The organism is Curtobacterium subtropicum (genome assembly GCF_030362975.1).
GTDB classification, from domain to species: Bacteria; Actinomycetota; Actinomycetes; order Actinomycetales; family Microbacteriaceae; genus Curtobacterium; species Curtobacterium subtropicum.
The window spans coordinates 367,218-393,279 of the sequence record NZ_JAUCMM010000001.1 but is presented as its reverse complement, the minus strand read 5'-3'; the positions used below and the strand labels follow the sequence as shown (position 1 = coordinate 393,279).

Annotated in this window: 26 protein-coding genes; 19 read left to right on the top strand and 7 right to left on the bottom strand. The window is 71.3% G+C overall.

The genetic code is table 11. The annotated features are described in order from the left end of the window. Positions 1–13: 13 nt before the first annotated feature. Positions 14–1,273 (bottom strand): M18 family aminopeptidase, encoded by a 1,260-nt coding sequence (locus QUG98_RS01795; RefSeq protein ID WP_289468924.1) that lies wholly within the window; start codon positions 1,271–1,273, stop codon positions 14–16. A gap of 156 nt (positions 1,274–1,429) precedes the next feature. Then, entirely contained in the window at positions 1,430–2,458 is a 1,029-nt protein-coding gene (gene fbaA, locus QUG98_RS01790) for a class II fructose-bisphosphate aldolase (protein WP_289468923.1), read from the bottom strand. A gap of 215 nt (positions 2,459–2,673) precedes the next feature. Here fbaA and glpX point away from each other — a divergent pair, with 215 nt between their 5' ends. Continuing rightward, positions 2,674–3,663, top strand: coding sequence for a class II fructose-bisphosphatase (gene glpX, locus QUG98_RS01785; protein ID WP_081984693.1), 990 nt, complete (start codon positions 2,674–2,676; stop codon positions 3,661–3,663). A 149-nt stretch (positions 3,664–3,812) separates the two neighbouring features. Here the strand turns inward: glpX and QUG98_RS01780 are convergent, their stop codons facing one another. Then, a complete protein-coding gene (locus QUG98_RS01780) occupies positions 3,813–5,075 on the bottom strand; it encodes a DNA recombination protein RmuC (protein WP_289468922.1) in 1,263 nt (420 codons plus the stop codon). Between the two features lie 143 nt (positions 5,076–5,218). Here QUG98_RS01780 and iolC point away from each other — a divergent pair, with 143 nt between their 5' ends. The 11 genes from iolC (at position 5,219) to QUG98_RS01725 (ending at position 17,381) form a co-directional block, all read left to right on the top strand. Beyond that, the gene (iolC, locus tag QUG98_RS01775) at positions 5,219–6,223 is read left to right on the top strand and encodes a 5-dehydro-2-deoxygluconokinase (protein ID WP_289468921.1); all 1,005 of its coding nucleotides are present in this window, start codon (positions 5,219–5,221) and stop codon (positions 6,221–6,223) included. Beyond that, positions 6,216–7,205, top strand: a complete 990-nt coding sequence (locus QUG98_RS01770) for a class I fructose-bisphosphate aldolase (protein WP_289468920.1) — start codon at positions 6,216–6,218, stop codon at positions 7,203–7,205. The genes iolC and QUG98_RS01770 overlap by 8 nt, the downstream gene beginning before the upstream one ends. Further along, on the top strand, positions 7,202–8,725 hold the full coding sequence (locus QUG98_RS01765) for a CoA-acylating methylmalonate-semialdehyde dehydrogenase (RefSeq protein ID WP_289468919.1): 1,524 nt from the start codon (positions 7,202–7,204) through the stop codon (positions 8,723–8,725). Before QUG98_RS01770 ends, QUG98_RS01765 begins: the two co-directional genes overlap by 4 nt. 20 nt (positions 8,726–8,745) lie before the next feature. Further along, complete coding sequence (gene iolB / locus QUG98_RS01760) at positions 8,746–9,639, top strand: 5-deoxy-glucuronate isomerase (protein WP_289468918.1); 894 nt, start codon at positions 8,746–8,748, stop codon at positions 9,637–9,639. Continuing rightward, on the top strand, positions 9,636–11,561 hold the full coding sequence (gene iolD, locus QUG98_RS01755) for a 3D-(3,5/4)-trihydroxycyclohexane-1,2-dione acylhydrolase (decyclizing) (protein ID WP_289468917.1): 1,926 nt from the start codon (positions 9,636–9,638) through the stop codon (positions 11,559–11,561). Before iolB ends, iolD begins: the two co-directional genes overlap by 4 nt. 33 nt (positions 11,562–11,594) lie before the next feature. Continuing rightward, complete coding sequence (locus QUG98_RS01750; protein ID WP_289468916.1) at positions 11,595–12,566, top strand: sugar phosphate isomerase/epimerase family protein; 972 nt, start codon at positions 11,595–11,597, stop codon at positions 12,564–12,566. Between the two features lie 22 nt (positions 12,567–12,588). After that, complete coding sequence (locus QUG98_RS01745; protein ID WP_289468915.1) at positions 12,589–13,653, top strand: Gfo/Idh/MocA family protein; 1,065 nt, start codon at positions 12,589–12,591, stop codon at positions 13,651–13,653. A gap of 3 nt (positions 13,654–13,656) precedes the next feature. Further along, positions 13,657–14,526 carry a sugar phosphate isomerase/epimerase family protein gene (locus QUG98_RS01740; protein ID WP_289468914.1) on the top strand — a complete coding sequence of 290 codons (870 nt, stop codon included), beginning with the start codon at positions 13,657–13,659 and terminating at the stop codon, positions 14,524–14,526. Continuing rightward, complete coding sequence (locus tag QUG98_RS01735; protein WP_289468913.1) at positions 14,523–15,650, top strand: transaldolase family protein; 1,128 nt, start codon at positions 14,523–14,525, stop codon at positions 15,648–15,650. Before QUG98_RS01740 ends, QUG98_RS01735 begins: the two co-directional genes overlap by 4 nt. Then, a complete protein-coding gene (locus QUG98_RS01730; RefSeq protein WP_289468912.1) occupies positions 15,647–16,849 on the top strand; it encodes a Gfo/Idh/MocA family protein in 1,203 nt (400 codons plus the stop codon). Before QUG98_RS01735 ends, QUG98_RS01730 begins: the two co-directional genes overlap by 4 nt. A 124-nt stretch (positions 16,850–16,973) precedes the next feature. Beyond that, the gene (locus tag QUG98_RS01725) at positions 16,974–17,381 is read left to right on the top strand and encodes a tautomerase family protein (protein ID WP_289468911.1); all 408 of its coding nucleotides are present in this window, start codon (positions 16,974–16,976) and stop codon (positions 17,379–17,381) included. A gap of 15 nt (positions 17,382–17,396) precedes the next feature. Here the strand turns inward: QUG98_RS01725 and QUG98_RS01720 are convergent, their stop codons facing one another. Together QUG98_RS01720 and QUG98_RS01715 are read right to left on the bottom strand one after the other, a co-directional pair. After that, positions 17,397–18,155, bottom strand: a complete 759-nt coding sequence (locus QUG98_RS01720; RefSeq protein ID WP_289468910.1) for a GntR family transcriptional regulator — start codon at positions 18,153–18,155, stop codon at positions 17,397–17,399. A gap of 99 nt (positions 18,156–18,254) precedes the next feature. Then, positions 18,255–18,890, bottom strand: coding sequence for an exonuclease domain-containing protein (locus QUG98_RS01715; RefSeq protein WP_289468909.1), 636 nt, complete (start codon positions 18,888–18,890; stop codon positions 18,255–18,257). Between the two features lie 80 nt (positions 18,891–18,970). On the opposite strand from QUG98_RS01715, the gene QUG98_RS01710 reads away from it, so the two are divergent. The 3 genes from QUG98_RS01710 to ychF all read left to right on the top strand — a co-directional run bounded on the left by QUG98_RS01710 (position 18,971) and on the right by ychF (position 20,870). After that, on the top strand, positions 18,971–19,510 hold the full coding sequence (locus tag QUG98_RS01710) for a hypothetical protein (RefSeq protein WP_289468908.1): 540 nt from the start codon (positions 18,971–18,973) through the stop codon (positions 19,508–19,510). A gap of 24 nt (positions 19,511–19,534) precedes the next feature. Beyond that, positions 19,535–19,735, top strand: a complete 201-nt coding sequence (locus tag QUG98_RS01705) for a hypothetical protein (protein WP_289468907.1) — start codon at positions 19,535–19,537, stop codon at positions 19,733–19,735. A gap of 61 nt (positions 19,736–19,796) precedes the next feature. Next, a complete protein-coding gene (gene ychF / locus QUG98_RS01700; protein WP_289468906.1) occupies positions 19,797–20,870 on the top strand; it encodes a redox-regulated ATPase YchF in 1,074 nt (357 codons plus the stop codon). 55 nt (positions 20,871–20,925) lie between these two features. On the opposite strand, the gene QUG98_RS01695 is transcribed toward ychF, so the two are convergent. After that, entirely contained in the window at positions 20,926–21,561 is a 636-nt protein-coding gene (locus tag QUG98_RS01695) for a TetR family transcriptional regulator C-terminal domain-containing protein (protein WP_289468905.1), read from the bottom strand. 159 nt (positions 21,562–21,720) lie between these two features. Between QUG98_RS01695 and QUG98_RS01690 the strand changes: the two genes are divergently transcribed. After that, positions 21,721–22,074: a hypothetical protein gene (locus tag QUG98_RS01690; protein ID WP_289468904.1), complete on the top strand. Its 354-nt coding sequence runs from the start codon at positions 21,721–21,723 to the stop codon at positions 22,072–22,074. 98 nt (positions 22,075–22,172) lie between these two features. Then, entirely contained in the window at positions 22,173–22,520 is a 348-nt protein-coding gene (locus QUG98_RS01685; RefSeq protein ID WP_289468903.1) for a hypothetical protein, read from the top strand. Between the two features lie 153 nt (positions 22,521–22,673). On the opposite strand, the gene QUG98_RS01680 is transcribed toward QUG98_RS01685, so the two are convergent. Beyond that, complete coding sequence (locus tag QUG98_RS01680; RefSeq protein WP_289468902.1) at positions 22,674–22,961, bottom strand: hypothetical protein; 288 nt, start codon at positions 22,959–22,961, stop codon at positions 22,674–22,676. A gap of 409 nt (positions 22,962–23,370) precedes the next feature. On the opposite strand from QUG98_RS01680, the gene QUG98_RS01675 reads away from it, so the two are divergent. Both QUG98_RS01675 and QUG98_RS01670 read left to right on the top strand, forming a co-directional pair. Then, positions 23,371–24,153 (top strand): hypothetical protein, encoded by a 783-nt coding sequence (locus QUG98_RS01675; protein ID WP_289468901.1) that lies wholly within the window; start codon positions 23,371–23,373, stop codon positions 24,151–24,153. Next, entirely contained in the window at positions 24,150–26,027 is a 1,878-nt protein-coding gene (locus QUG98_RS01670; protein ID WP_289468900.1) for an amidase family protein, read from the top strand. The genes QUG98_RS01675 and QUG98_RS01670 overlap by 4 nt, the downstream gene beginning before the upstream one ends. The last annotated feature ends 35 nt before the right edge of the window (positions 26,028–26,062 follow it).

Sequence of the window (26,062 nt, the reverse complement as noted above, 5' to 3'; positions counted from 1 at the left end):
ACCGCGTCGTCGCCTACCCGGCGAGGAAGGCCGCGACGGCGCCGTGCAGCGCGGCGAGGTCGTCGACGTGCACGAGCTCGCGGACCGAGTGCATCGACAGCAGGCCGACGCCGATGTCGATCGTCGGGATGCCGAGTCGCGTCGCCGCGATCGGGCCGATCGTCGAGCCGCCGGGGATCGTGTTCACGTTGACGAACGGCTGCCAGGAGACTCCGGCGGCGTCGCACGCGGCGGACCAGACGGCCTCGCCCTTGGCCTCGGTCATGTAGCGCTGGTTCGCGCTGATCTTCAGGAGCGGGCCGCCGCCCGGACGCGGGCGGTTGGTCGGGTCGTGCTTCTCGGGCTGGTTCGGGTGCACGAGGTGCCCGGCGTCGCTCGACAGCAGCCACGAGGCTCGGAACGCCCGAGCAGCCTCGGACCGTGTGGCCCCGAGTCCCTCCTGCACGCGGCCGAGGACGTCCTCGAGGAACGGTCCGCCGGCGCCGGACGGGGTCGACGAGCCGATCTCCTCGTGGTCGAACGCCGCGAACACCGGCACGTGCTCGCCGTCGGCCGGTGCGTCGATGATCCCGCGGAGCCCGGCGTGCACGCTCGTCAGGTTGTCCATCCGACCGGACGCCAGGAACTCCCGGTCGATGCCGATCCGAGCCGGCGCCTGGGTGTCCGCGAGGAAGAGGTCCCACGACACGGCGTCGTCCCCGAGGCGGCCGCGCAGCCACGCGAGCACGTCGGTGCCGCCGGCGGTGCCGTCCGTGCCGACGACCGGCAGGGTGTGCCGCTGCCGCTCGATCTCCTTGCCGTCGTTCACCCCGCGGTCGAGGTGGATCGCGAGGTTCGGGATCCGGGCGACGGCGTCGGTCGAGACGAGTCGCACCGAGCCGTCGACGTCGACCACACGGCCGGCGATGCGGAGGTCGCGGTCGAACCACGTCGACAGGAGCGCGCCGCCGTAGACCTCGACGTTGAGCTGCTCCCACCCGCCGACCCGCACGGTCGGGTTCGGCTTGATGCGGAACCCGGGGGAATCGGTGTGTGCACCGAGGATCCGGAAGGGGGTGATGGGCGTCGCCGACTCCGGCAGACGCCAGGCGATGACCGCGCCGTCACGGACGACGACGTAGGCGCCCGCCTCGGTCGGCCAGGCGTCGAGCTCCGACAGCTCGGTGAACCCCGCTGCGACGAGCTGGTCCCGAGCGACCGCGGCCGCGTGGAACGCGGTGGGGGACTCGGTGACGTACTGGGCGAACGAGGAGGCGATGGCGTCGGAGGTCACCTGCCCATCGTGTCACGGGCGGTGGTGGCGACCGGACGAGAACGGGGGCGCGTCCTGCGGACGCGCCCCCGGGCCCACGCCGGCCGGTACCGGGCCGACGCGCCAGCGGCGGCCCGGCCGTGACCGGTGGGGATCCTCCAGACCGGAAGCCTGCGGTCAGCCCTTGCTGTGGCCGGCCGAGCCGAGGACCTTCGCGGCCTCGACGACGCGGGCCGCCATGGCGGTCTCGGCGACCTTGCCCCAGGCGCGCGGGTCGTACTGCTTCTTGTTGCCGACCTCGCCGTCGATCTTCAGAACGCCCTCGTAGTTCCGGAACATCGAGTCGGCGATCGAGCGCGTGAACGCGTACTGCGTGTCCGTGTCGATGTTCATCTTGATGACGCCGTTGCGGACAGCCTCGTGGATCTCGTCGTCGGTCGAGCCGGAGCCGCCGTGGAAGACGAGGTCGAGCGGGTTCTCGCCGGTGCCGTGCTTCTCGGCGACGGACCGCTGGATCTCGCCGAGGAGCTCCGGACGCAGCTTGACGTTGCCCGGCTTGTAGACGCCGTGCACGTTGCCGAAGGTCAGTGCCGCGATCCAGCGACCCTGGTCGCCCAGGCCCAGCGCGTCGACGACCTTCTCGACGTCGTTCGGGGTCGTGTACAGCGCGTCGTTGGTGCCCTCGTGCTGGACGCCGTCCTCCTCGCCGCCGACGACGCCGATCTCGACCTCGAGGATCGCGTTGATGTTGCGCGTCTTCTGGATCATCGTCCTCGCGATCTCGATGTTCTCGTCGAGCGGCACGGCCGAGCCGTCCCACATGTGCGACTGGAAGATCGGGTTGCGGCCCTGGCGGACCTCCTCCTCGCTCGCTGCGATGAGGGGCATGACGAAGCCGTCGAGGGCGTCCTTCGGGCAGTGGTCGGTGTGCAGCGCGACGGTGACGTCGTAGTTCTTCGCGACCTCGTGGGCGAAGCGGGCCATCGCGAGGGCACCGGCGGCGCGGTTCTTGACCGTGTGCCCGGCGAAGTAGTCGGCACCACCGGTCGTGACCTGGAGGATGCCGTCCGAGCCGGCCTCCTGCAGGCCCTGGAGGACCGCGTTGATCGTCTGGGAGGAGGACACGTTCACCGCGGGGTAGGCGAACTTGCCGGCCTTCGCTCGTTCGAGCATCTCGGCGTACTGTTCCGGCGTTGCGATGGGCACTGCGATCTCCTTCGACTGGTGGTTCCCCGCCGAGCCTAGTCAGCCGCACTGGAGGCGCGGTGGTCGTTACGCAGGCGGGATCCGGCCGTCGTGCACATGCGTTCACGGCGGCCGCTGCTGCGGCCCCGGGCGGTCGCCGGTCGGTAGGCTCTGCTCGTGACTCCCACGACCCTGAAGTGGGCAGAGCACCGGCTCCCCGTCGGTAGGCTCTGGTCGTGACTCCCACCACTGAAACCGGCTCCCTGTTCCTCCAGCCCGACCGCAACCTGGCGCTCGAGCTCGTGCGTGCGACGGAGGCCGCCGCGATCCGTGCCCAGCCGTGGGTCGGTCGGGGCGAGAAGAACCTCGCGGACGGCGCCGCCGTCGACGCGATGCGCAAGTTCCTCGGCACGGTGAACTTCGACGGCGTGGTCGTCATCGGCGAGGGCGAGAAGGACGACGCCCCGATGCTCTTCAACGGCGAGCACGTCGGCAACGGCCACGGCCCGGCCTGCGACATCGCGGTCGACCCGATCGACGGCACCTCGCTCACCGCAGCCGGCCGCCAGAACGCGATCTCGGTGATGGCTGTCTCGGACCGCGGGTCGATGTACGACCCGTCGGCGGTGTTCTACATGGACAAGATCGCCGCGGGTCCGGAGGGCCGCGGGGTCCTCGATCTCGAGAAGCCGATCGGCGAGAACATCCGTGCGCTCGCCAAGGCGAAGCACAAGGACATCGAGGACATGCAGATCGCCGTCCTCGACCGCCCGCGCCATGACGAGCTGATCCGCGCGATCCGCGCCACCGGTGCCGGCACGCGCCTGCTGCTCGACGGTGACGTCGCCGGTGGCATCTCGGCCGCGCTGCCCGGCTCGAAGATCGACATGTGCGTGGGCGTCGGCGGCACCCCGGAGGGCATCATCACCGCGTGCGCGATCAAGGCGCTCGGCGGCGTGATCCTCGGCAAGCTCCAGCCGAAGGACGACGAGGAGCGCCAGAAGGCACTCGACGCCGGCCACGACCTCGACAAGGTCCTCGACCAGGACGACCTGGTGACGGGCGACAACACGTTCTTCGTCGCGACCGGTGTCACCGACGGCGTGCTCGTCGACGGTGTCCGCCGTTCGCGCGGCGTCATCCACACCGACTCGCTCGTGCTCCGCTCGCGCTCGAACACCATCCGTCGCATCCAGGCGGACCACCGCGCCGAGAAGTGGTTCTGATCCAGCCGGTGCGCTGACGTCCGTCGGCGTGCTGACAGCGGGACGGAACCACGGATCCGACATCGAACCAGGTCTACCGATCGGTTCGATGTCGGATCCGTGGTTCGACGGCCCGGCCTCGCGCCGCTGCCCGCTGCCCGCCCCGGCGCTCAGTCGTCGTCGAGGGCGCCGACGAGCTCGGGCGCGGTGAGCAGCCGCGGCTCGTCGTCGATCGTCCCCGGGTCGGCGAGCACCTTCGACTCGTCGAGCAGCGACAGGCGCCGGGCGCTCGGCAGCACCTGGCGCTCGAGCGACCCGACGAACCGGTTGTAGTCGACGACCGACCCCCGGATCGCCCGACCGAGCTTGTCGACGTGTCCGCCGAGCGTCGCCAGGCGTCCGTAGAGCTCGCGCGACACCCGGAAGAGCTCCCGGGCCTCGGCGGTGACGACGTCCTGCTGCCACGAGAACGCCACCGTCTTGAGCACCGACCACAGCGTGACCGGTGACGCCAGGGCGATCCGCTTCCGGAAGGCGTGGTCGAGCAGGCCCGGGTCGGCGGCGAGCGCGCTCGAGATCAGCGACTCAGACGGGATGAACGCGATCGTCAGCTCGGGCGAGGCGTCGTAGCCCGTCCAGTACTCCCGCGCGGCCAGGGCGTCGACGTGCGCGCGGAGCGCCTTGACGTGCTGCGCGATGAGCTGGTCGCGCCGGGTACCCTCGGCCCCGGTCGCGCTCGCCGGGATCTCCGCCGCCTGCAGGTAGGCGCTGAAGGGGACCTTCGCGTCGACCGCGATCGTCTTGCCCCCGGGCAGGTGCACGACCATGTCCGGTCGGGCAGTGCCGGCGGCCGTCGTCACCGAGGACTGCACGTCGAAGTCGACCCGTTCGAGGAGCCCGGCGGCCTCGACCACGTTCCGCAACTGCGTCTCGCCCCACACGCCGCGGGTGCTGTTCGACGACAGGGCGCTCGCGAGCGTGTCGGCAGTGGCGCGGAGCCGTTCCTCGGACTCGGCGGCGGACCGCAGCTGGGCGGACAGGGCGCCGTACTGCTCGGTCCGCGACTGCTCGAGTTCGGCGATCTTCGCCCGCATCTGGTCGAGCGTCTGCGCGACGGGGCTGAGCGCCGACAGCACCTTCGACTCGCCCTGGGTCCGTGCCGCGTCGGCGCCGTGCATGCGCTGCACGAGGTGCTCGAGTTCGGCGGCCCGACGCTCGAGGGAGTCGACCTGGCGGCGGTACTGCGCGTCCTGGGCGTCGAGCCGTTCCTCGGCGTCGGCGCGCACGGATTCGAGCTGCGCACGCAGCGCGTCGGCGGTCGCCCGGGCGGCGGCGGCGTCGACGCCGGCGCGCGAACGGGCGAGCGACCACGCGACGACGGCACCGACGGCGATGCCGAGGACGAGGCCGATGACCAGGGCGAGGATCTGCATGTCGTGACTGTGGCAGGTCCCACCGACACGCGCCTCCCGGCCGGGAGTCCGACCGAGCCGATCCATGTACTGACATTAGGGCAAACTCCGTGTACAGTCGTGCTCGTCCGCCGATGAAGCCGCACGGAAGGTCCTCGCGTCGCATGACCAACGAAGCTCCCCACGTCCACGACGTGATCACGATGGGACGCGTCAGCGTCGACGTCTACCCGCAGCAGACCGGCCCGCTCGAGGACGTCACGACCTTCTCGAAGTCGGTCGGGGGCAGCGCGACCAACGTCGCGATCGCCGCGGCCAGGCACGGCGCCGACGCAGCGGTGATCACCCGCACGGGGAACGACCCGTTCGGCCGGTACATCGCGCGCACCCTGCCCGAGTTCGGCGTCGCGAACGACTTCGTCGAGACGGTCGAGGGGCTGAACACCCCCGTGGCCTTCTGCGAGATCTTCCCGCCGGACGACTTCCCGCTCTACTTCTACCGGGCCCCGAAGGCGCCGGACCTGATGATCACGACGAAGTCCCTGCCGCTCCACGCGATCGAGCGGACCCGGGTGTTCTGGACCACCGTCACGGGACTCAGCGAGGAGCCGAGCCGCAGCGCCCACCATGCGGCGTACGCGGCGCGGAGCGCCTCGACGGCCGCCACGAGGTCGCACACCGTGCTCGACCTGGACTACCGGGCGATGTTCTGGTCGAACCCCGCAGCGGCGACGCGCGAGGTCGCCGTCGCCCTCGAGCACGCCACCGTCGCCGTCGGCAACCGCGAGGAGTGCGAGGTCGCGGTGGGGGAGACCGACCCCGTCCGCGCCGCCGACGCCCTGCTCGACCGCGGTGTCGAGGTGGCGATCGTCAAGCAGGGGCCGAAGGGCGTCCTGGCGAAGACCCGCGACGAGACCGTCGAGTACCGGCCGCACACCATCGACGTCGTCAACGGGCTCGGCTCCGGCGACGGGTTCGGCGGGGCGCTCGTGCACGGCCTGCTGCAGGGCTGGAGCCTCGACCGCACCCTCGCGTTCGCGAACGCGGCCGGTGCCATCGTCGCCACCCGGTTCGAGTGCTCGACCGCGATGCCGACGAGCGACGAGATCGACGAGTTCCTGCGCACGAACCCGGCGCAGGCGACCACGAAGGAGGGCATCGATGCCTGAGATCAGCCCCGCCGACTTCGCCCGGCTGCGGGACCTGCGCGCCGGCTCGCCGGAGCGGGTGGCCGAGGTCCTGCGGACCCGGACCCGCCGCCCGCTGCTCGCCGACGACGGCAAGCTGTTCATCGTGGCCGCCGACCACCCCGCCCGTGGTGCGCTCGCCGTCCGCGACGACGCCTCGGCGATGGCGGACCGCTACGACCTGCTCGAGCGCCTCGTCACGGCCCTCGGCAGGCCGGGCGTCGACGGGGTCCTCGGCACGCCGGACGTCCTCGAGGACCTGGCGCTCCTCGGGGCGCTCGACGGCAAGGTCGTCGTCGGCTCGATGAACCGCGGCGGCCTGCGCGGTGCCTCCTTCGAGCTCGACGACCGATACACCGCGTACTCCGCCCGGGCGATCAAGGACGCCGGGCTCGACTTCGCGAAGCTGCTCGTCCGGGTCGCGCTCGACGACGCCGGCACCGCCCCGACGCTCGAGGCGACCGCGCGCGCCGTGACCGAGGCGGCCGCGCTGCAGCTGCCGATCATGCTCGAACCGTTCATGTCCTCGTGGCGCGACGGCCGGGTCGTCAACGACCTGAGCGCCGACGCCGTGATCACCTCGATGGCGATCGCCGCGGGCCTGGGGGAGTCGAGCGCCTACAGCTGGCTGAAGATCCCGGTCGTCGACGACATGGCGCGGGTGATGGCCGCGACCACCCTGCCGACGCTCCTGCTCGGCGGCGACCCGTCGGGCAGCCCCGACGAGACCTACGCCACGTGGGCCGACGCGCTCGCCCTGCCGGGGGTCCGCGGGCTCGTCGTCGGCCGCACCCTGCTCTACCCGCAGGACGGTGACGTCGCCACCGCGGTCGACGTCGCGTCCGCACTCGTCCACAGCCGGGAGGCACGGGACGAGTCCTCCACACCCACTCGCGATCACCCCGACTCGCCTGCCCCGTCCACCACCCTGGACACGTCCGTCCCGGAAGGAAGCAACGCATGACCACCAGCACCGAGACCAGCACCGGCACGACCATCGTCGGGCACTGGATCGACGGCGAGCACGTCGCGTCGGCCTCCGGTCGGACGGCGCCGGTCTACGACCCGGCGCTCGGCGTCGCCACGAAGCAGGTCGCCCTCGCCGACGAGGCCGAGATCCAGCGGGCGATCGCGAGCGCCAAGGCGGCGTTCCCGGCATGGAGCAACCTCTCGCTCGCCAAGCGGCAGCAGATCCTCTTCGCGTTCCGCGAGGTCCTGAACCGCGACAAGGCCGAGCTGGCCGAGATCATCACGAGCGAGCACGGCAAGGTCATCGACGACGCCCTGGGGGAGATCGCCCGCGGGCAGGAGGTGGTCGAGCTCGCGACGAACATCCCGTCGCTGATGAAGGGCGAGTTCTCCGACCAGGTCTCGACCGGCATCGACGTGTACTCGATCCGCCAGCCGCTCGGCGTCGTGGGCATCATCTCGCCGTTCAACTTCCCGGCGATGGTCCCGCTGTGGTTCCTGCCGATCGCGATCGCGGCCGGCAACACCGTCGTCCTGAAGCCGAGCGAGAAGGACCCGTCCGCGGCGATCTGGCTCGCGCGGAAGTTCCAGGAGGCGGGCCTGCCCGACGGCGTCTTCACCGTGCTCAACGGCGACAAGGCCGCGGTCGACGGACTCCTCACGAGCCCGGACGTCGAGTCGATCTCGTTCGTCGGCTCGACCCCGATCGCCCAGTACGTGTACGAGACCGGGACGAAGCACGGCAAGCGCGTCCAGGCCCTCGGCGGGGCGAAGAACCACATGCTGGTACTGCCGGACGCGGACCTCGACCTCGTCGCGGACAACGCGATCAACGCGGGCTTCGGCTCCGCCGGCGAGCGCTGCATGGCGATCTCGGTCGTCGTCGCCGTCGAGCCGGTGGCCGACGAGCTCGTCGCGAAGATCCGCGAGCGCGCGGCGACGCTGCGCATCGGTGACGGACGCCGCGGCTGCGACATGGGTCCGCTCGTCACCGAGCAGCACCGCGACAAGGTCGCCTCGTACATCGAGGTCGCCGAGCAGGACGGCGCCGAGGTCGTGGTGGACGGCCGCACCGTCCGGCCCGACGGCGACGAGAACGGCTTCTGGCTCGGCCCGACCCTCATCGACCGGGTGCCGACGACGAGCCGGGTCTACACCGAGGAGATCTTCGGCCCGGTGCTGTCGGTCGTCCGTGTGCAGTCCTACGACGAGGGCCTCGAGCTCATCAACTCCGGCGCGTTCGGCAACGGCACCGCCATCTTCACGAACGACGGCGGTGCGGCCCGTCGGTTCCAGCGTGACGTGCAGGTCGGGATGATCGGCATCAACGTCCCGATCCCGGTGCCCGTGGCGTACTACTCGTTCGGCGGGTGGAAGAACTCGCTGTTCGGCGACCACAAGGCGTACGGCGCCGACGGCGTCAGCTTCTTCACCCGGCAGAAGGCGATCACGTCGCGCTGGCTCGACCCGGCCACGCACGGCGGCGTCGACCTCGGCTTCCCGTCGAACTCCTGATCGGGGACGCGAGCACGAGCATGTCGAACGACAACTGGTTCATCCGCGCGGGGAGCCGTCCGGAGGACGGCTGGACCGACGTGGTCGACGGACGCGTCGAGGGATGGATGCACACCGGTCTGCGGACCGGAACGCTCACCGACGGCGGCGAGCTGCGCCTCCCGGCCGACGCGGTCGAACGACTCGTCGTGCCGCTCGCCGGCAGCTTCACCGTGTCGTACGACGACACCACGCAGACCCTCGACGGACGCGCCAGCGTCTTCGAGGGACCGACCGACGTCCTGTACCTCGGCTCCGGCACCGCCGCGACGATCACCGGTTCCGGCCGTGTCGCCGTCGCCGAGGCGCCCACCGAGACGGTCAAGCCGAGCACGTACATCGCCCGCGACGACGTCCCGGTGGAGCTCCGCGGTGCGGGGCAGGCGAGCCGACAGGTGCACAACTTCGGGACGCCGGCAGCGCTCGACGCGGCGGAGTTCATCGTGTGCGAGGTGATCACCCCCGCCGGCAACTGGTCGTCGTACCCGCCGCACAAGCACGACACGAACCGGCCGGGCGAGGAATCGGACCTCGAGGAGATCTACTACTACGAGACCGCCGTCGCCCGAGGCACCACCGCTCCGCCCGAGGCCGACCCGTTCGCGCTGCACCGCACGTACGCCTCGGACGACCGGCCCATCGACGAGTTCCGCCAGGTGCGGACCGGTGACGTCGCCCTCGTGCCGTACGGCTGGCACGGTCCCGCCGTCGCCGCCCCCGGCTACGACATGTACTACCTGAACGTGATGGCCGGGCCGGACCCGGAACGCGTCTGGAACATCACCGACGACCCTGCCCACGGGTGGGTCCGTCAGGCGTGGGCCTCGGAGCCGATCGACCCACGCCTGCCCTACGAGAAGGAGCCCTCCCGATGAGCCAGCACACCGGCCCGGAGCAGACCCGTCGGATGACCGTCGGCCAGGCGCTCGTCGAGTTCCTGGCGAACCAGTGGACCGTCGACGGCGACGTCCGCGAGCGCACGATCCCCGGGATCTTCGGCATCTTCGGGCACGGCAACGTCGCCGGCCTCGGTCAGGCGATCAAGCAGCTGCACGTCGAGCAGCCCGGCCTGCTGCCGTACCACCAGGCCCGCAACGAACAGGCGATGGTGCACGAGGCGGTCGGCTTCGCCCGCATGCACCGCCGGCGCGCGACGTTCGCGTCGACGGCCTCGGTGGGTCCCGGCGCGGCGAACATGCTCACCGCTGCGGCGCTCGCCACGACGAACCGGCTGCCCGCGCTGCTGCTGCCGTCGGACACGTTCGCGACCCGGACGACCGACCCGGTGCTCCAGCAGATCGAGATGCCGCACGACACCTCGCTGCAGGTGACCGACGCGTTCCGTCCCCTGTCCCGCTTCTTCGACCGCGTCGAACGGCCCGAGCAGCTGTTCTCGATCGCGCTCGCCGCGATGCGCGTGCTGACGGACCCGGCCGAGACAGGCGCCGTGACGATCGCCCTGCCCGAGGACGTGCAGGCCGAGGCGCTCGACGTCCCGGTGTCGTTCCTCCAGCCGCGCGAGTGGCACGTCCGTCGACCGCTGCCGGAGCACGGTCCCCTGGCTCGTGCGGTGTCGGCGATCCGTGCGGCGAAGCGGCCGGTCATCGTCGCCGGCGGCGGCGTGCTGTACTCCGACGCGTCGGAGCAGCTCGCCGCCTTCGTCGAGGCGACCGGGATCCCCGTCGGCACCTCGCAGGCCGGCGGTGGGTCGCTCGTCTGGGACCACCCGCAGTACCTCGGCGGGGTCGGCGCGACGGGCACCGCGGCCGCGAACGCCATCGCTGCGCAGGCCGACCTGGTGATCGGCATCGGCACCCGGTACAGCGACTTCACCACGGCGTCGCGGACCGCGTTCCAGGACCCCGACGTCACCTTCGTCAACATCAACGTCGCCGCCTTCGACGCCCACAAGCACGGTTCGCAGCTGCCGCTGGTCGCGGACGCCCGGGAGGCACTGGTCGCCTTGACCGCGTCGCTCACGACCGGTCCGTCGTACGCCGTCGACCCCGGCTACGCAGCCGAGATCGCGCAGCGGAAGCAGGAGTGGGACCGGGTCGTCGACGCCGCGTTCGCGCCGTCCGGCCTCGCGGTCCCCGGGCAGTCCGAGATCATCGGCGCGGTGCAGGCTGCGACCGACCCACGGGACGTCGTGATCCAGGCGGCCGGTTCGCTGCCGGGCGACCTGCACAAGCTCTGGCGCGTCCGCGACCCGCTCGGGTACCACGTCGAGTACGCCTTCTCATGCATGGGCTACGAGATCGCCGGCGGCATCGGCGTCCGTCGGGGCGCCCCGGACCGCGACGCGATCGTGATGGTCGGCGACGGCTCCTACCTGATGCTGCACACCGAGCTCGTCACGGCCGTCGCCGAGGGCATCAAGATCGTCGTCGTGCTCATCCAGAACAACGGGTACGCGTCGATCGGGCACCTGTCCGAGACCGTCGGATCCGAGCGCTACGGCACGAAGTACCGCTACCGGGACGACACCGGATCGTTCGAGAACGACGAGGTGCTGCCCGTCGACCTGGCGGCGAACGCTCGTTCGTACGGCGTCGACGTGATCGAGGTCCAGCCCGGGCCGGACGCGATCGCCGACCTGACCGCGGCGGTACGGCAGGCGAAGGCGAACGACCACACCACGCTGGTGCACGTGCACTCCGACCCGCTCGTCTACGCCCCCGAGGGCGACGGCTGGTGGGACGTCCCGGTTGCCCAGACCTCGACCCTGCCGAGCACCCGTCAGGCCCGAGCCGAGTACGAGCAGCAGGTCGCGTCGCAGCGCCCCCTGCTCGGCTGAACGAATCCCACCCCCACGAAGGACGACGACGTCATGACCGACACCCGAACCGCCGACGCCGCTGCCGCCGGCACCTCCGCCGCCGACGCAGCGGCCGCCCCCGCCTCGATCCGCATCGGTACCGCCCCCGACTCCTGGGGCGTCTGGTTCCCGGACGACCCGGGCCAGGTGCCGTGGCAGCGCTTCCTCGACGAGGCCGCCGCCGCCGGGTACGAGTGGATCGAGCTCGGCCCGTACGGGTACCTGCCCACCGATCCGTCGCAGCTCGCCGACGAGCTCGAGTCCCGGGGTCTGAAGCTCTCCGCGGGCACCGTGTTCACGGGCTTCCACAAGGGCGACGACCAGTTCCAGCGAGCGTGGGACCAGGCGGTCGCGGTGGCCGGGCTCGCATCGGCGCTCGGTGCCGAGCACCTCGTCACCATCCCGGACCTCTGGCGGTCGGACGCGACGAACGAGGTCCTCGAGTCCCGCACCCTGACCGACGAGCAGTGGGAACGTCTCGGCAAGGGGCACGACCAGCTGGGCAGGGCACTGCTCGAGGAGTACGGCGTCCACCAGCAGTTCCACACCCACGCGGACAGCCACGTCGGGACCTTCCGCGAGACCGTGCGGTTCCTCGAGGTGACCGACCCGCAGTACACGAACCTGTGCCTGGACACCGGGCACTTCGCCTACTACGGCGGCGACAACCTCCGCATGATCGCCGAGCACCCGGACCGCATCGGCTACCTGCACCTCAAGCAGGTCGACATCGAGCTGCTGTTCGACGTGCTGAAGAACGACGTCCCGTTCGCCACCGCCGTGGCGCAGGGGATCATGACCGAGCCGCCGCAGGGCACCCCCGAGCTCGCCCCGATCATCGAGGCCGTCGCCCGGATCAACCCGGACGTCTTCGGGATCGTCGAGCAGGACATGTACGGCTGCTCGGTCGACACCCCCGGCCCGATCGCCGAACGTACCTTCCAGCACATCTTCGGCTCGACCTCCGCCGCTCGCGTCCGCTGACCCGCAACCCCAGGAGAACCCCATGAGCACCACCGAGAACCTCCGCGTCGCCGTCGTCGGTGCCGGCGCGATGGGCAGCGACCACGTCCGTCGCATCACGTCCACGATCGCCGGTGCGGACGTCGTCGCCGTCGTCGACCCGGACACCGGCCGCGCGACGGCTGCTGCCGAGAAGGCACCGGGAGCGATCACCGCCGCGTCCTTCGAGGACGCCCTCGGCGCCACCGACGTCGACGCCGTGATCGTCGCCACCCCCGGCTTCCTGCACGAGCCGGTCCTCGTGCCGGCGATCGAGCGCGGACTCGCCGTGCTGTGCGAGAAGCCCCTCACGACGAGCGCCGAGGACTCCTTGCGCATCGTCGAGCTCGAACAGGCGTCGTCCGAGCGCCCGCGGATCCAGGTCGGCTTCATGCGCCGGTTCGACAAGGGCTACCAGGAGCTCCGGGCGCTCCGCGAGTCCGGCGCGAACGGGGCGCTCCTCGCCCTGCACCACGCGCACCGCAACCCGACGACGCCGCCGAACTTCAGCGAGTCGATGCTCATCCACGACTCGGTGATCCACGAGATCGACATCATCCCCTTCCTGACCGGCGAGCCGATCGTCGCGGTCGAGGTGAAGAAGCCCCGCCGGAACTCGCTCGCGCCGGTCGACCTGCCCGAGCCGCAGTTCGTCCTGTTCACCACCGAGTCGGGGACGATGGCGATCGTCGAGATCAACGTCAACGCGCAGTTCGGGTACCAGGTGACGACCGACGCGGTGTTCGAGTCGGGCGTCGCCTACATCGGGCGCGAGACGACGATGAACGTCGTGTCGGCCGGTGTCTCGGGTCAGGGGGTCACACCGTCGTTCGTCGAGCGCTTCGGTGCCGCCTACGACGAAGAGGTCCAGCGCTGGGTCGACGCTGCCCGCACCGGTGGGATCGACGGCCCGAGCGCCTGGGACGGCTACACCGCGTCGGTCGTCGCCGAGGTGGCTGTGCGGGCGCAGCAGTCCGGCGCCCTCGAGCACGTGACCTACGCCACGGCGAAGCCCGCGTTCTACGGAGCGACGACGGACGCCGCCGCGAGCGCGCTCGCCGGGGCCTGACGCATGCCGAAGATCGCCCTCGACCCGACGCCGTTCCACCACGACCTGTCGCTGCTCGAGTTCCCGCGGAAGGTCGCCGACCTCGGGTACGAGCACCTGCAGCTGACCCCGCACCGGGACTTCATCCCCTTCTACCGACACCCGAAGGCCGACGACGACCTCGTCGACGCCTTCGCCGCGGCCTGCCGCGACGCCGGCGTGGGCATCGCCAGCGTGCTGCCGGTCCTGCGGTGGTCCGGTCCCGACCGCGACGCCCGCGAGGCCGCGGTGACGAAGTGGAAGCGCGTCATCGAGATCACGAAGCGGCTCGGTGTGGACACCATCAACACCGAGTTCTCCGGTCGTCCCGAACGGGCGGAGGAGTCGGAGGACGCCTTCTACCGGTCGATGGAGGAGCTCCTGCCGATCATCGAGGCGTCGGACATCCGCGTGCTCATCGACCCGCACCCCGACGACTTCGTCGAGGACGGGCTCGAGGCGCTCCGCGTCATCCGCGGCCTCAACTCGAAGCAGGTCGGCTTCGTCTACGTCGCCTGCCACACGTTCCACTACGGCGGCAACCTGGACGAGATCATCGACGCCGCCGGTGACTCCCTGCAGCTGGTCCACGTCGCCGACGCCTACGACCACCGGCGGTCGCACGGCCTGCGCTACATCTCCAACCCACCCGGCAACACCGCGCGCGTGCACCAGCACCTGCCGGTCGGCCAGGCCGACGTCGACTTCGACGCCTTCTGGGCGGCACTCGACCGCGTGGGCTTCACGGCACGCGAGGACACCGTCGCGGTCTCCAGCGTCTTCGCCGAGGACGAGAACGCCGACGAGGTGTCGCGCTTCCAGCTCGACGCCATCAGGAAGGGACTCACCCGATGACCACTGCGCCGACCACCGAGGCCCTCGAGACGCCGGCGGCTCCCGGTGCCGACACCCGCCCGGTCACCCTGCAGGCCGCGACCCGGACGCCGACCGCGCTCTGGAACGACTCCGCCGACCCGCGGGAGCTCGCGACGGCGATCCGTGAGTACGGTGCCGTGGGTGCGACCTGCAACCCGGTGATCGCCTACACGTGCATCCAGCAGGACTCGGAGACGTGGGTGCCGCGCATCCGCGAGATCGCCGCCGAGCACCCGACCGCGGGGGAGTCCTGGATCGGCTGGAAGGCGGTCGAGGAGCTCTCCGTCGCCGCAGCCGCACAGCTGCTGCCGGCGTTCGAGGCCTCCGGCGGACGCAACGGCCGACTCTCGATGCAGACCGACCCTCGCCTGCACCGCGACGCCGACGCCCTGGTCGAACAAGCCGTCCGCTTCTCGCGGCTCGCGCCGAACATCATCGTGAAGATCCCCGCCACGACGGTCGGCATCGCGGCGATCGAGGAGGCCGCCTTCCGGGGTGTGTCGATCAACGCGACGGTGTCGTTCACGGTCCCGCAGGTCGTCGCCGTCGGCGAGGCGATCGAGCGCGCACTCGACCGCCGCGCTGCCGAGGGACTGCCAGAGCAGGAGTTCGGACACGTCGTCACGCTCATGGCCGGACGCTTCGACGACTGGCTCAAGACGGTCGTCAAGCGCGACCACGTGATGATCGACCCCGGGTACCTGGAGTGGGCGGGCGTCGCCGCGGTGAAGCAGGCGTACCGGGTCTTCCGCGAGCGGGGGTTCCGTTCGCGGGTGCTCGTCGCCGCGTTCCGGAACCCGCTGCAGTGGTCGGAGTTCCAGGGCGGCGACCTCGTGGTCTCTCCACCGTTCCAGTGGTCGACGGACATCAACGACAACGCGTTCCCGTGGCGTCCCGACGCGATCGACGACGACGTCCCCGCCGAGGTCATCGCGGCGCTCCGCGCGGCCACGCCCGAGTTCGCCCGAGGGTACGACGTGGACGGCATGACGATCGACGAGTTCGACCGCTTCGGTGCGACGGTCACGACCCTTCGCCAGTTCCTGGACGCCGACGCGAAGCTCGACGCCCTCGTCCGCGACATCATCGTGCCCGCGGCATGACCGAGCCGGAGACGATCGGCGTCGGACTCGTCTCGGTCGGGTGGATGGGACGGCTGCACTCCCGCGCCTACCGCGCACTGCCCGACCACTTCCCGGAGCTCGGCGTCCGCCCGCGCCTCGTCGTCGCGGCCGACCCGGTGCCCGAGGCCCGCGACCAGGCCGTCGGACGCCTCGGGTACGAGCGTGCGGTCGCCGACTTCCACGAGGTCCTCGCCGACCCGGCGGTCGACGTCGTCTCGATCTGCTCGCCGAACTTCCTGCACCGCGAGATGGCGGTCGCGGCGGCCGAGGCCGGCAAGCCGTTCTGGATCGAGAAGCCGATGGGACGGTACGCGAGCGACTCCCGCGCGATCCACGAGGCCGTCGAGCGAGCGGGAATCGTCACGAGCGTCGGCTTCAACTACCGGCACGCCCCGGCGATCCAGCGCGCCCGCGACCTCGTCCGCAGTGGCCGGCTCGGACGGATCACGAACGTGCGTGGATCGCTCCTCGCCGACTACTCCTCCGACCCGGCCGCCCCGCTCACCTGGCGCTTCGAACGCGAGCGGGCGGGTTCGGGCGTCCTCGGCGACCTGCTGTCGCACGGCCTCGACCTCGCCCAGTACCTGGTCGGCCGGATCGCCAGCGTGACGGCGCTCGCCGAGACCTTCATCGAGACCCGGCCGAAGCCCGGGGCGGGGATCGTCGACCGGTCGGCAGCGGCGACGGGCGAACACGGCGCGGTCGAGAACGAGGACTACGCCGCCCTGCTGTTCCGCTTCGAGGGCGGCGCGGTCGGCACGATGGACTCGAGCCGCGTGATGCGCGGCCCCCACGCCGAGTACACCCTCGAGGTCTACGGCACGCGGGGCTCGGTCCGGTGGGACTTCCAGCGGCTGAACGAGCTGGAGGTCGCGCTCGACGGGCAAGAGGTCGACGGGTACGTCACGCACCTCGTCGCGCCGGGAGACGGCCACTTCGCGCGCTTCCAGCCCGGCGCGGGGACCGCGATGGGGTACGACGACCTCAAGACGATCGAGGCGGCCCAGTTCGTGGCGAGCGTGCTGCGCGGTGAGCAGCTCGCACCGTCGGTCGCCGACGGGCTCGCGGCCGCGTCCATCGTGGAGGCGGCGGAGGCGTCGCTCGTCGACGGCGCGTGGCACGACGTGGCGCGGGTGGACGGACGGCTGACGACGGACGCGGCGGCACCGGTGCTGTAGACGCACCGTGAAGCGGCCTGGAGGCGCGGTGCAGGCTGGCACCGCGCCTCCCGTCCGTCACGGGGCGACTTACGGAGCGGCGCTCAATAGTATGTAATGACAAAGTTCTGAACCAGGAGGCACCATGCCGCTCGTCCGCATCGATCTCGTCACCGGCCGCACCCCGGAGCAGGTGCGCGCCGTCGCCGACGCGATCCACACCGCCATCGTCGACGAGTACGGCATCCCGGAGCGCGACCGGTTCCAGGTGATCACCGAGCACCCGGCGCAGCAGATCATCGCCGAGGACGCCGGCCTCGGCTTCGAGCGCACCGACGGCGTCGTGATGATCCAGGTCTTCACCCAGGGCGGGCGCAGCGACGACGCGAAGCAGAGCCTATACCGTGCGGTCCACGATCGGCTCGCCGAGGTCGGTGTCGCGAGCGAGGACGTCTTCATCGGCTATGTCGAGAACGGTCCGCAGGACTGGTCGTTCGGTTTCGGCCGAGCCCAGTACGTCACCGGCGAGCTCGGGGTGCCGTCCGCGAGCTGAGGCGGCTCCGCCGGTCTACTTGTCGACGAGGGTGACCTCGAACGAGTAGCGGTCCGGGCGGTAGCAGTGCACGCCGTACTCGACGGCCCGGCCCGAGGCGTCGTACGCCGTGCGGCTCATCGTCAGCACCGGGTCGCCGTCCTCGATCTCGAGCAGCGCGGCCTCGTCGTCCGTGACCGCCCGCGCACCGATCCGCTGCTTCGCGACCCGCATCGTCACGCCGCGTCCGCGCAGCAGCTGGTAGAGGCCGTGCGCCTGCAGGTCGGCGTCGGTGATGTCGGCGAACTCGGGCGGCAGGAAGTTCTCGAGGATCGCCATCGGCACGTCTTCGGCGAAGCGGACCCGTCGGATGTGCGCGACGGTGGTGCCGGGCGCGAGGCCGAGCGCCTCGGCGACGGCATCGGTCGCCGGGACGTCGTCGCGCTGCAGCAGCTTCGTCGCCGGTGCCTGCGCGCCCTGCGCGAGGTCGTCGTACAGGCTCGTCAGCTCGACCTTGCGCGTCACCGGACCGTGCACCACCTGCGTGCCGATGCCGCGACGGCGGACCAGCAGGCCCTTGTCGACGAGGTCCTGGATCGCGCGACGGATCGTCGGGCGGGACAGCCCGAGGCGCTCGCCGAGGGCGATCTCGTTCTCGAGCCGGGCACCGGGCGGCATCGCGCCGGAGCGGATCGCCTCCTCGATGCGCGAGGCGACCTGGAAGTACAGGGGCATCGGCCCCGACCGGTCCAGGTCCATGAACAGGTCGGACGGCAGCTGGCCTTCGTTGGTCATCGCGGTCCTTCGGGGGAGACGGCACCGACAGCGGTGCCCGAGCGGCAATGTCGTGACAATACCACCGGGGTCCCCGCGCCCCCGGGCGGCCCCGCCCCGTCAGTCGGCGAAGATCATCGGGCGGTTCGACAGCCGCGGCTGGGCTGCGGCCCGGGGCTGCTCCGTCCGCGGGCGCACCGGCGCGATGTGCACCCGGGTCGCCGCACCGAGCGCCTCGACCGTGTCGCACCCGTGCTGGCCCGCTGCATGCACGACGATCGCGGCGCAGGCCTCGGCGTCGGCGGCGGCGTCGTGGTGCTGGAAGCCCACGTACCCGGCCGCGCGCGCGGCCATCGGCAGGCGGTACGAGTCGAGCGTGTACGTCTTCCGCGCCACCTGGAGCGAGCACAGCGAGTGGTGCTCGGCGAGCTCGGTACCCGTCGCCGAGCACCCGCCGGCGATCACGCCCATGTCGAACCGGGCGTTGTGGGCGACGAGGACGTCCCCCTCGGCGAACGCCACGATGTCGCGGTACTGCTCGGCCCAGCCCTTGGCCCCGACGACGTCCGACGCGACGATGCCGTGGATGCGCGTGTTCCACTCGAGGAAGGCGTCGTGCCCGACCGGCGGCTGGATGAACCAGGAGGCCCGCTCGACCACGCGGCCACCGCGGACCTTGACGAGTCCGACGGAGCAGGCGCTCGCGGGGGAGCTGTTCGCGGTCTCGAAGTCGATCGCGGTGAAGTTCAACGGCACGCCCTCGATGCTCGCACGGGGTTCCGACATCACCCGTGCGCGGCCCCGGCGTTGCGGCCCGGCGCGGTAGCGTCCGAGGCGTGCCAGCTCCGACCTCCCAGCCGCTCGTCCTCGTCCTGCCTGGTGCCGGCTACGGCCACCAGGCACCCCTGCTCTGGTGGACGCGCGCGATCGCCGAGCAGCACGGCGCCCGGGTCGTCGCGCCCGCCTGGACGGTCGACTCCGCGGCGAAGGCGGAGCCCGTGGCCTTCGTCGAGCAGCAGATCGAGCAGGCACTCGACGGCCGCCGCCCCGACCTCGTCGTCGCGAAGTCGTTCGGGTGCTTCGCCCTGCCCTGGGCGGTCCGGCTGGGCATCGACGGTGTGTGGCTCACGCCCGTCCTGACGCATCCTGCGGTGGTCGAGGCGCTCGCCGCGGCGGGCCCGGGATCCCTCGCCGTCGGCGGGTCCGCCGACGACATGTGGCTGCCGTCCGCGGTCGGGACGACCCGCGCCGGGCTGCACACCGTCGACGGAGCCGACCACGCGCTCGAGGTGCGCGGCGACTGGCGGCGGTCCCAGCGCCTCCAGTCCGACGTCCTGGGGCTGGTCGAGGAGCGCGTCGCGACGCTGGTGCAGTGAACCGGTGCGACGTACAGTCGGCGCATGGGGGAGTCGAGGGACCTGGACGAGCTGCTGGCGCGCGCTGACCGCGTCGACGCACGACCGCACACGGTCCGTCGCGGAGTCGGTCTGGGCGTGACGCTGCTCGCGACGGCGGGGCTGGTCGCCTGCATCGTCGTGGGGATCGCGCAGGGTCTGCTGCTCACGTTGCTGCGCTTCCTGTTCGGCATCTGGCCGCTCTGACCGCACCGGCCTGGAGGAGCGGGTCGGCCCCGGCGGGTCGCCGCCGGTAGGCTTTCCTCCCGTGGCTCTCACCATCGGAATCGTCGGTCTCCCGAACGTCGGCAAGTCGACCCTGTTCAACGCCCTGACCAAGAACCAGGTCCTCGCCGCGAACTACCCGTTCGCGACGATCGAACCGAACGTCGGCGTGGTGAACCTGCCCGACCCGCGGCTCGACCAGCTCGCGACGCTCTTCAACTCCGAGAAGACCGTGCCGGCGCCCGTGTCGTTCGTCGACATCGCCGGCATCGTCAAGGGCGCGAGCGAGGGCGAGGGCCTCGGCAACAAGTTCCTCGCGAACATCCGCGAGGCCGACGCCATCGCGCAGGTCGTCCGCGGCTTCGCCGACGACGACGTCGTGCACGTGGCGAACAAGGTCTCGCCGAAGGACGACCTCGAGGTCATCAACACCGAGCTGATCCTCGCCGACCTCGAGACCATCGAGAAGGCCCTGCCGCGGTACGAGAAGACCGTGAAGCTCAAGCAGGCCGAGCCGATCGTGCTCGAGACCGCGAAGGAGGCGAAGGCCGCACTCGAGCAGGGCACCCTGCTGTCCGCGACCTCGATCGACCTGGCGCCGATCGCCGAGCTCGGGCTGCTCAGCGCCAAGCCGTTCATCTTCGTCTTCAACGTCGACGAGTCGATCCTGACCGACGAGTCGCGCAAGGCCGAGCTCGCCGCGCTGGTCGCTCCCGCGCAGGCCGTGTTCCTCGACGCGAAGATCGAGTCCGAGCTCATCGACCTCGACCCCGAGGACGCCGCGGAGCTCCTGGAGTCGACGGGGCAGACCGAGTCGGGCCTCGACCAGCTCGCGCGCATCGGGTTCGACACCCTCGGGCTGCAGACCTACCTGACGGCTGGGCCCAAGGAAGCGCGTGCCTGGACGATCGGCAAGGGGTGGAAGGCCCCCCAGGCTGCTGGCGTCATCCACACCGACTTCGAGAAGGGCTTCATCAAGGCCGAGGTCATCTCGTTCGAGGACCTCATGGAGGCCGGGTCGATCGCCGAGGCGCGGGCGCACGGCAAGGCCCGCATCGAGGGCAAGGACTACGTCATGCAGGACGGCGACGTGGTGGAGTTCCGCTTCAACAACTGAGTGCCGTTGCCAGGAGCGCCCGTGCAGCCGTCGGCTGCGCGGGCGCTGCTCTCGGTCAGACGCCGCCGACCGCCTCGAGGTCCCACACCGGCGGCACGTACTCACGCGACCAGCCCTCGCGGAGTCGGGTGACCGCCCGGTCGAACGACTCGAGCAGGTCCATCTCCGGCCGGACCATCGACTGCAGTTGCAGCCCCTCGTACGTCGCGAGCAGCTGTTCGGCACCGCGGGCCGGTTCCATGGTGTGCGGCTCCCGGCCGAGCTCGACGTCCCGCTGCAGGGCCGCGAGCACGAAGGCGTGGAAGCGGCGCCAGCGCAGGTGGAGCATCGGTGCGAGCGGGTGGTGCGGCGTCGCGGCGATGTTGAGCATCGAGGTCAGGAACCGCATGAGCGACGGGTCGGCGACGTTCGCCCGGACGATGGCGCGGAGGAACACGATCGTGCCGCTGCGCTCGGCGATCGGCAGCAGTTCGGTGGTCCGCTGGTCGTTCCACTGGTCGATCGTGGCGAGCAGCAGCCCGTCCCACGTCGGGAAGACCTCGGACACGACGTCGAGCGGTCGTCCGGCTTCGGTGGCCACGTGCTCGTACGAGACCTCGTGCAGGGCATTGGCGCGGAGCACGCGGATCATCGCGTCGACGATCTCGACCCGCAGCAGCGCTGACGTGTCGAGGGGTTGGAACGGTCGCATGACCCCAGTCCAGTGGGTCGTCGCTGCCCTGAACAGTCCCCAGAACTGGGAAGAGCCGATCCGCGCAGTCGTGCCGTCCCGGCGTGGCGGACGAGCAGCGCGTCCCCCGGCGGCAGGCCAAGCTGAGTGCCCGGCTCAGGCAGGGCGTTGACTGCACTGGTGAAGTACGTGGTCTACGGAGAGAACCGAGTGATGACCGGCGACGCGATCGCCGAGGCGGTGCTCGCCTACGCCGCTGCGCTCGGCGAGAACGGGACGACCGACATCGTCGAGATCCCGACCGCAGACGCCGAGGGCTACGGCACGACGGCGGAGGTGCTGCTCGGTCCGGCCTCGCAGATCATGGTCGAGGTGGCGCCGGACGACGAGCTGGAGCCGGAGGATGAGGACCTCGTCAACGAGCTCGCGCGTCGTACGAAGGCGGTCGGCGGCGGACGGTTCGCCGATGCCGCGTCGTCGCACTCCGACGAGCCCGAGGCCAAGCGTCTCCGGACGGATCCGCCCCAGGTCTGACCACCCGAGTGCCGTGGACGTGAGTGGCCACGGAACGCACACTCCGAACCTCCTCGCACAGGCGGAACCTACCGTCGAGGACGAGACGAGGAGGACACGTGAAGTACATCCACTACGACGCGAGCCTGATCCTCACGGGGGACCTGATCGCGGACGCGGTCGCCGACTACGCGGCCGTCCTCGGCGCGAACGCGCGCACCGACACGATCACGGTGCCGAGCGTGGGCGACGACGGATCGGTGTCGACGTCGATCCTGTTGGTCGGCCCGGCGAGCGAGCTCTGCGTGACCGTCGCCCCGGACGACGAGCTCGAGCCCGAGGACCCGGCCTTCATCCGTCGGCTCCGCGACGCGGCGCGACGGGCGGGTCCGGCGCTCCCGGTGAACGCCGACGGCGGGATGCGCTTCCGCGGTGCCGAGCAGCCGTCCTCGTACGACCCCGCCTGAGCCGGCGACGGGCGCGCACGAGCAGCGCACGACGACGCGCAAGAGCAGCGCGCGACGAGCGCGCAGGAATCGGACGCGACGAACGCCGCCGGCACTGGGCCGACGGCGTTCGGATGGTCTGAGGACCGCGAGCGGCCCTGAGCAGGGCCCGACCTAAGCGGCCAGGGCGAGCTCGCCCCTGCCGACGCGGCGCGCGAGCAGGATGGTCCGGCTCGCCTCGCCCCGCCAGGAGCGGCCGGGGACGGTCCACCCGGCCTCGCCGTCGACAGTCACCCGAGCGTCACGCGTGACGAACAGGCGCAGGTCGTCGGCGGGGATGCGGACGAGGTACTCGCGCTGCGAGCGGTCGTCGCGCACCGGGAACTCGGCGATGCGGTCGGGGGAGACGGTGGGCGCCGCGAGTGCGGTGCCCGTGATGGTGATGCGGTCGTTGCTGGTCATGGTGGTGCGGTACTTCCTGGTCGTTCGGCGCCCGGTCGTGCCGTGGTCGGCGGACTTCGTGGTCCGGCGCGACGCATCGGCTGCGGGCGCGCACGTCGAGTCTCGACGTGCAGCTCGTCCGGTCGGACTGAGCGGTGGTCTCGGTGGAATGCGACCCGGCGGGTCGGTGTCGAGACGGGCTGGTGTGCGCGAGTCAGATGGGTTCGCTGCAGTGCACCAGCTGGACAGTATACGTCGCTCCCGGCCGCACGTCCAGAGTCCTCGGCACGTAACGCCGCGGAAACGCGCGACGCCGGTGCGTGAAACAGTGCGCCGTTAGCGTGCGGACCACTGAGTACCCGCTCAGACTCCCTCCCTCCCTCCCTCCCTCCCTCCCTCCCTCCCACCCTTTCCCGAAGGACCTGCTCGGATGCAGCACCGAACCCTGCGGTGCCCTCGAGCCGCGATCGTCCCTGCGACGATCGTGGCCGGGGTCACCGTCCTCACCGTCCTCGCCGCGACGCCAGCGGCCGCGGCGCCCACAGCCACCACCGTCCGCATCGCAGCGCCGTCGAGCGCGACGATCGGCGAACCGTTCGACCTCGACGTCACGATCCCGGCGACGACCGACGTCTACGCCTACGAGATCACGATCGACACCGACGAGGACGCCCTCGCCGTCGTCGACGGCAGCGTCTCCGGCCCCGACGGTGGCTTCGACCGCGTCGAACAGGACGCCGACAGCATCACGGTCGTGCACTCCCGGCTCGGCACCTCGCCGGCGCTGAGCGGCGACCTCGCCACCTCGCTGACGCTGACGCCGACGGCTGCCGGTGACACCGACCTGGCGGTGGCGAGCGTCGTGCTCGTCGGCTCCGACGGCAGCTCGACGACCCTGACCGACCCGGCGTCGACCACCGTCAGCGTCGCTGCCGTCCCGACGCCGGCACCGACCGCGGCGCCGAACCCGACCGACGGACCCGAACCGACACCGAGCACGTCCACCGCCCCGACCCCCGGCAGCACCGCGACCGCGGTCCCGGTCGGCGCCGGGGGAGCCCCCGTCCGTCCCGCCGGCGGAGCGCTCGCCTGGACCGGTGCGGAAGTCGCGCCGTGGGCTGCCGCCTCGCTGGCGCTGCTCGCACTCGGCACCACCCTCGTCACCCTGCGCGCCCGACGTGCGCGCCGCGAGCGCAACGGAGACGCCGCATGACCGCCCACACCGATCGCGCTGCCCGTTCCGCAGCGCGTCGACGCACCGCCGTCACCGGTGCTTCGTTGATCGCCATCGTCGGCGCGGGCATCGTCGCCGTCCCGAGCCTGACCGCTGCCGCCGCCCCGTCGGTGGACGCCCGCCCCGCCGCCATGCTCGCGCCCTACTACACGGAACTCGACCTCACCGGTGACGAGCAGGTGACCGAGGACGACCTCGCCGTGCTCGGCGACCACCTCGGGACCATCCGGCCGGCGACCGGTGCCGACGCAGAGTGGGACGCGGTCGCCGCCGCCGACACGGACGGCGACGGCGTCATCACGGTCGCCGACCTCGCCGCGCTGTCCCAGCGGATCATCTACGACGACGGACCGTTCCAGCTCGTCGAGGCGTCCACGATCGACATGCAGGCGGCGATGAACGCGGGGGTCACGACCTCCGTCGCCATCACGCAGGAGTACCTCGACCGGATCGCCGCCTTCGACCGGACGAGGATCGACACGGCGACGGGCGGCCGACCGCTCAACTCGATCATCACGACGAACGCCGCCGCACTGGCCGCCGCGAAGGCCGCCGACACCGAGCGGGCGGTCCACGGCATGACGAGCATGCTGCTCGGCGTGCCGATCGCGGTGAAGGACAACTACGACACGAAGGACATGCCGACCACGGGCGGCTGCTCGTGCTGGGGAGCGAACCAGACCGACACCGACGCGACGATGGTCGCCGGCCTCCGCGACGCCGGTGCGGTCATCCTCGCCAAGGCCAGTCTCGACGAGTTCGCCTACGGCTTCGTCTCCGAGTTCTCGACCGGACAGCCCGCCGGCTCCTCGCTCCTCGTGGCGAGTCCGTACGTGACCTCCCAGAGCGCCGGTGGCTCCAGCGGCGGCACCGGTGCGGCGATCGCGGCGAACCTGGCCGGGATCGGGTTCGGCACGGACACGGGCGGCTCGATCCGCATCCCGTCGACCTACAACCAGCTCGTCGGCATCCGCCCGACGGTCGGGCTGGCCAGCCGGGACGGCATCATCCCGCTCGCGCTGTCGCAGGACACCGGTGGCCCGATCGCCCGGTCGGTGACGGACGCCGCGGTCGCACTCGACGCCGTGACCGGGGTCGACGCCGCTGACCCGGTCACGAGCGCCCAGTCCGGCAAGGTCCCGACGTCGTACACCTCGTCGCTCGACCCGACGTCGCTGCAGGGCGCACGGATCGGGTACGTCACGAGCATGGTCGGCACGAACGCCACGACGAAGCGCCTGTTCGACGAGTCCGTGGCGAAGCTGACGACCGCCGGTGCCACGGTGGTGCCGATCGCCCCGACGACGGCGTTCAACCGGGTGCTCTCCGAGGGCAGCGGCAGCACGAACGAGTTCAAGCATGATCTCGACGCGTACGTCGCCAAGCACCTCGACCCCGACGTGCCCGCGCGGTCGCTGCAGGGCATCCTCGACTCCGGGCAGTACGTACCGAGCCGGAAGTCCACCTACGAGTCGCGGAACACGATCACCGACGCGCAGTACCAGGCGTGGGCCGGCCCGACCGGATCGCACACGACGCAGCTCGCGGCCGGCAAGGCACTCGTGACGCAGATGCTGGAGGACCAGGACCTCGACGCCCTGGTCTACCCGTCGGGCACGCCGTACGGCACCCAGTCGACGAACATGCGGCTCAGCCCGAACACCGGCATGCCGGCGCTGACGGTCCCGATGGGTCAGGCGACCGCTACCGACGGCACGGTCACCGGCGGTGGCGTCAACCTCGAGTTCCTCGGTCGGTCCTTCGACGAGGGCACGCTCATCGGGCTCGGGTACTCCTTCGAGCAGGTCACGAAGGCGCGTACCGCGCCGACCCTGTACGGACCGCTCGGCTGAGCGGACGGTCCTGACGGACCACGAGACGGACGGGA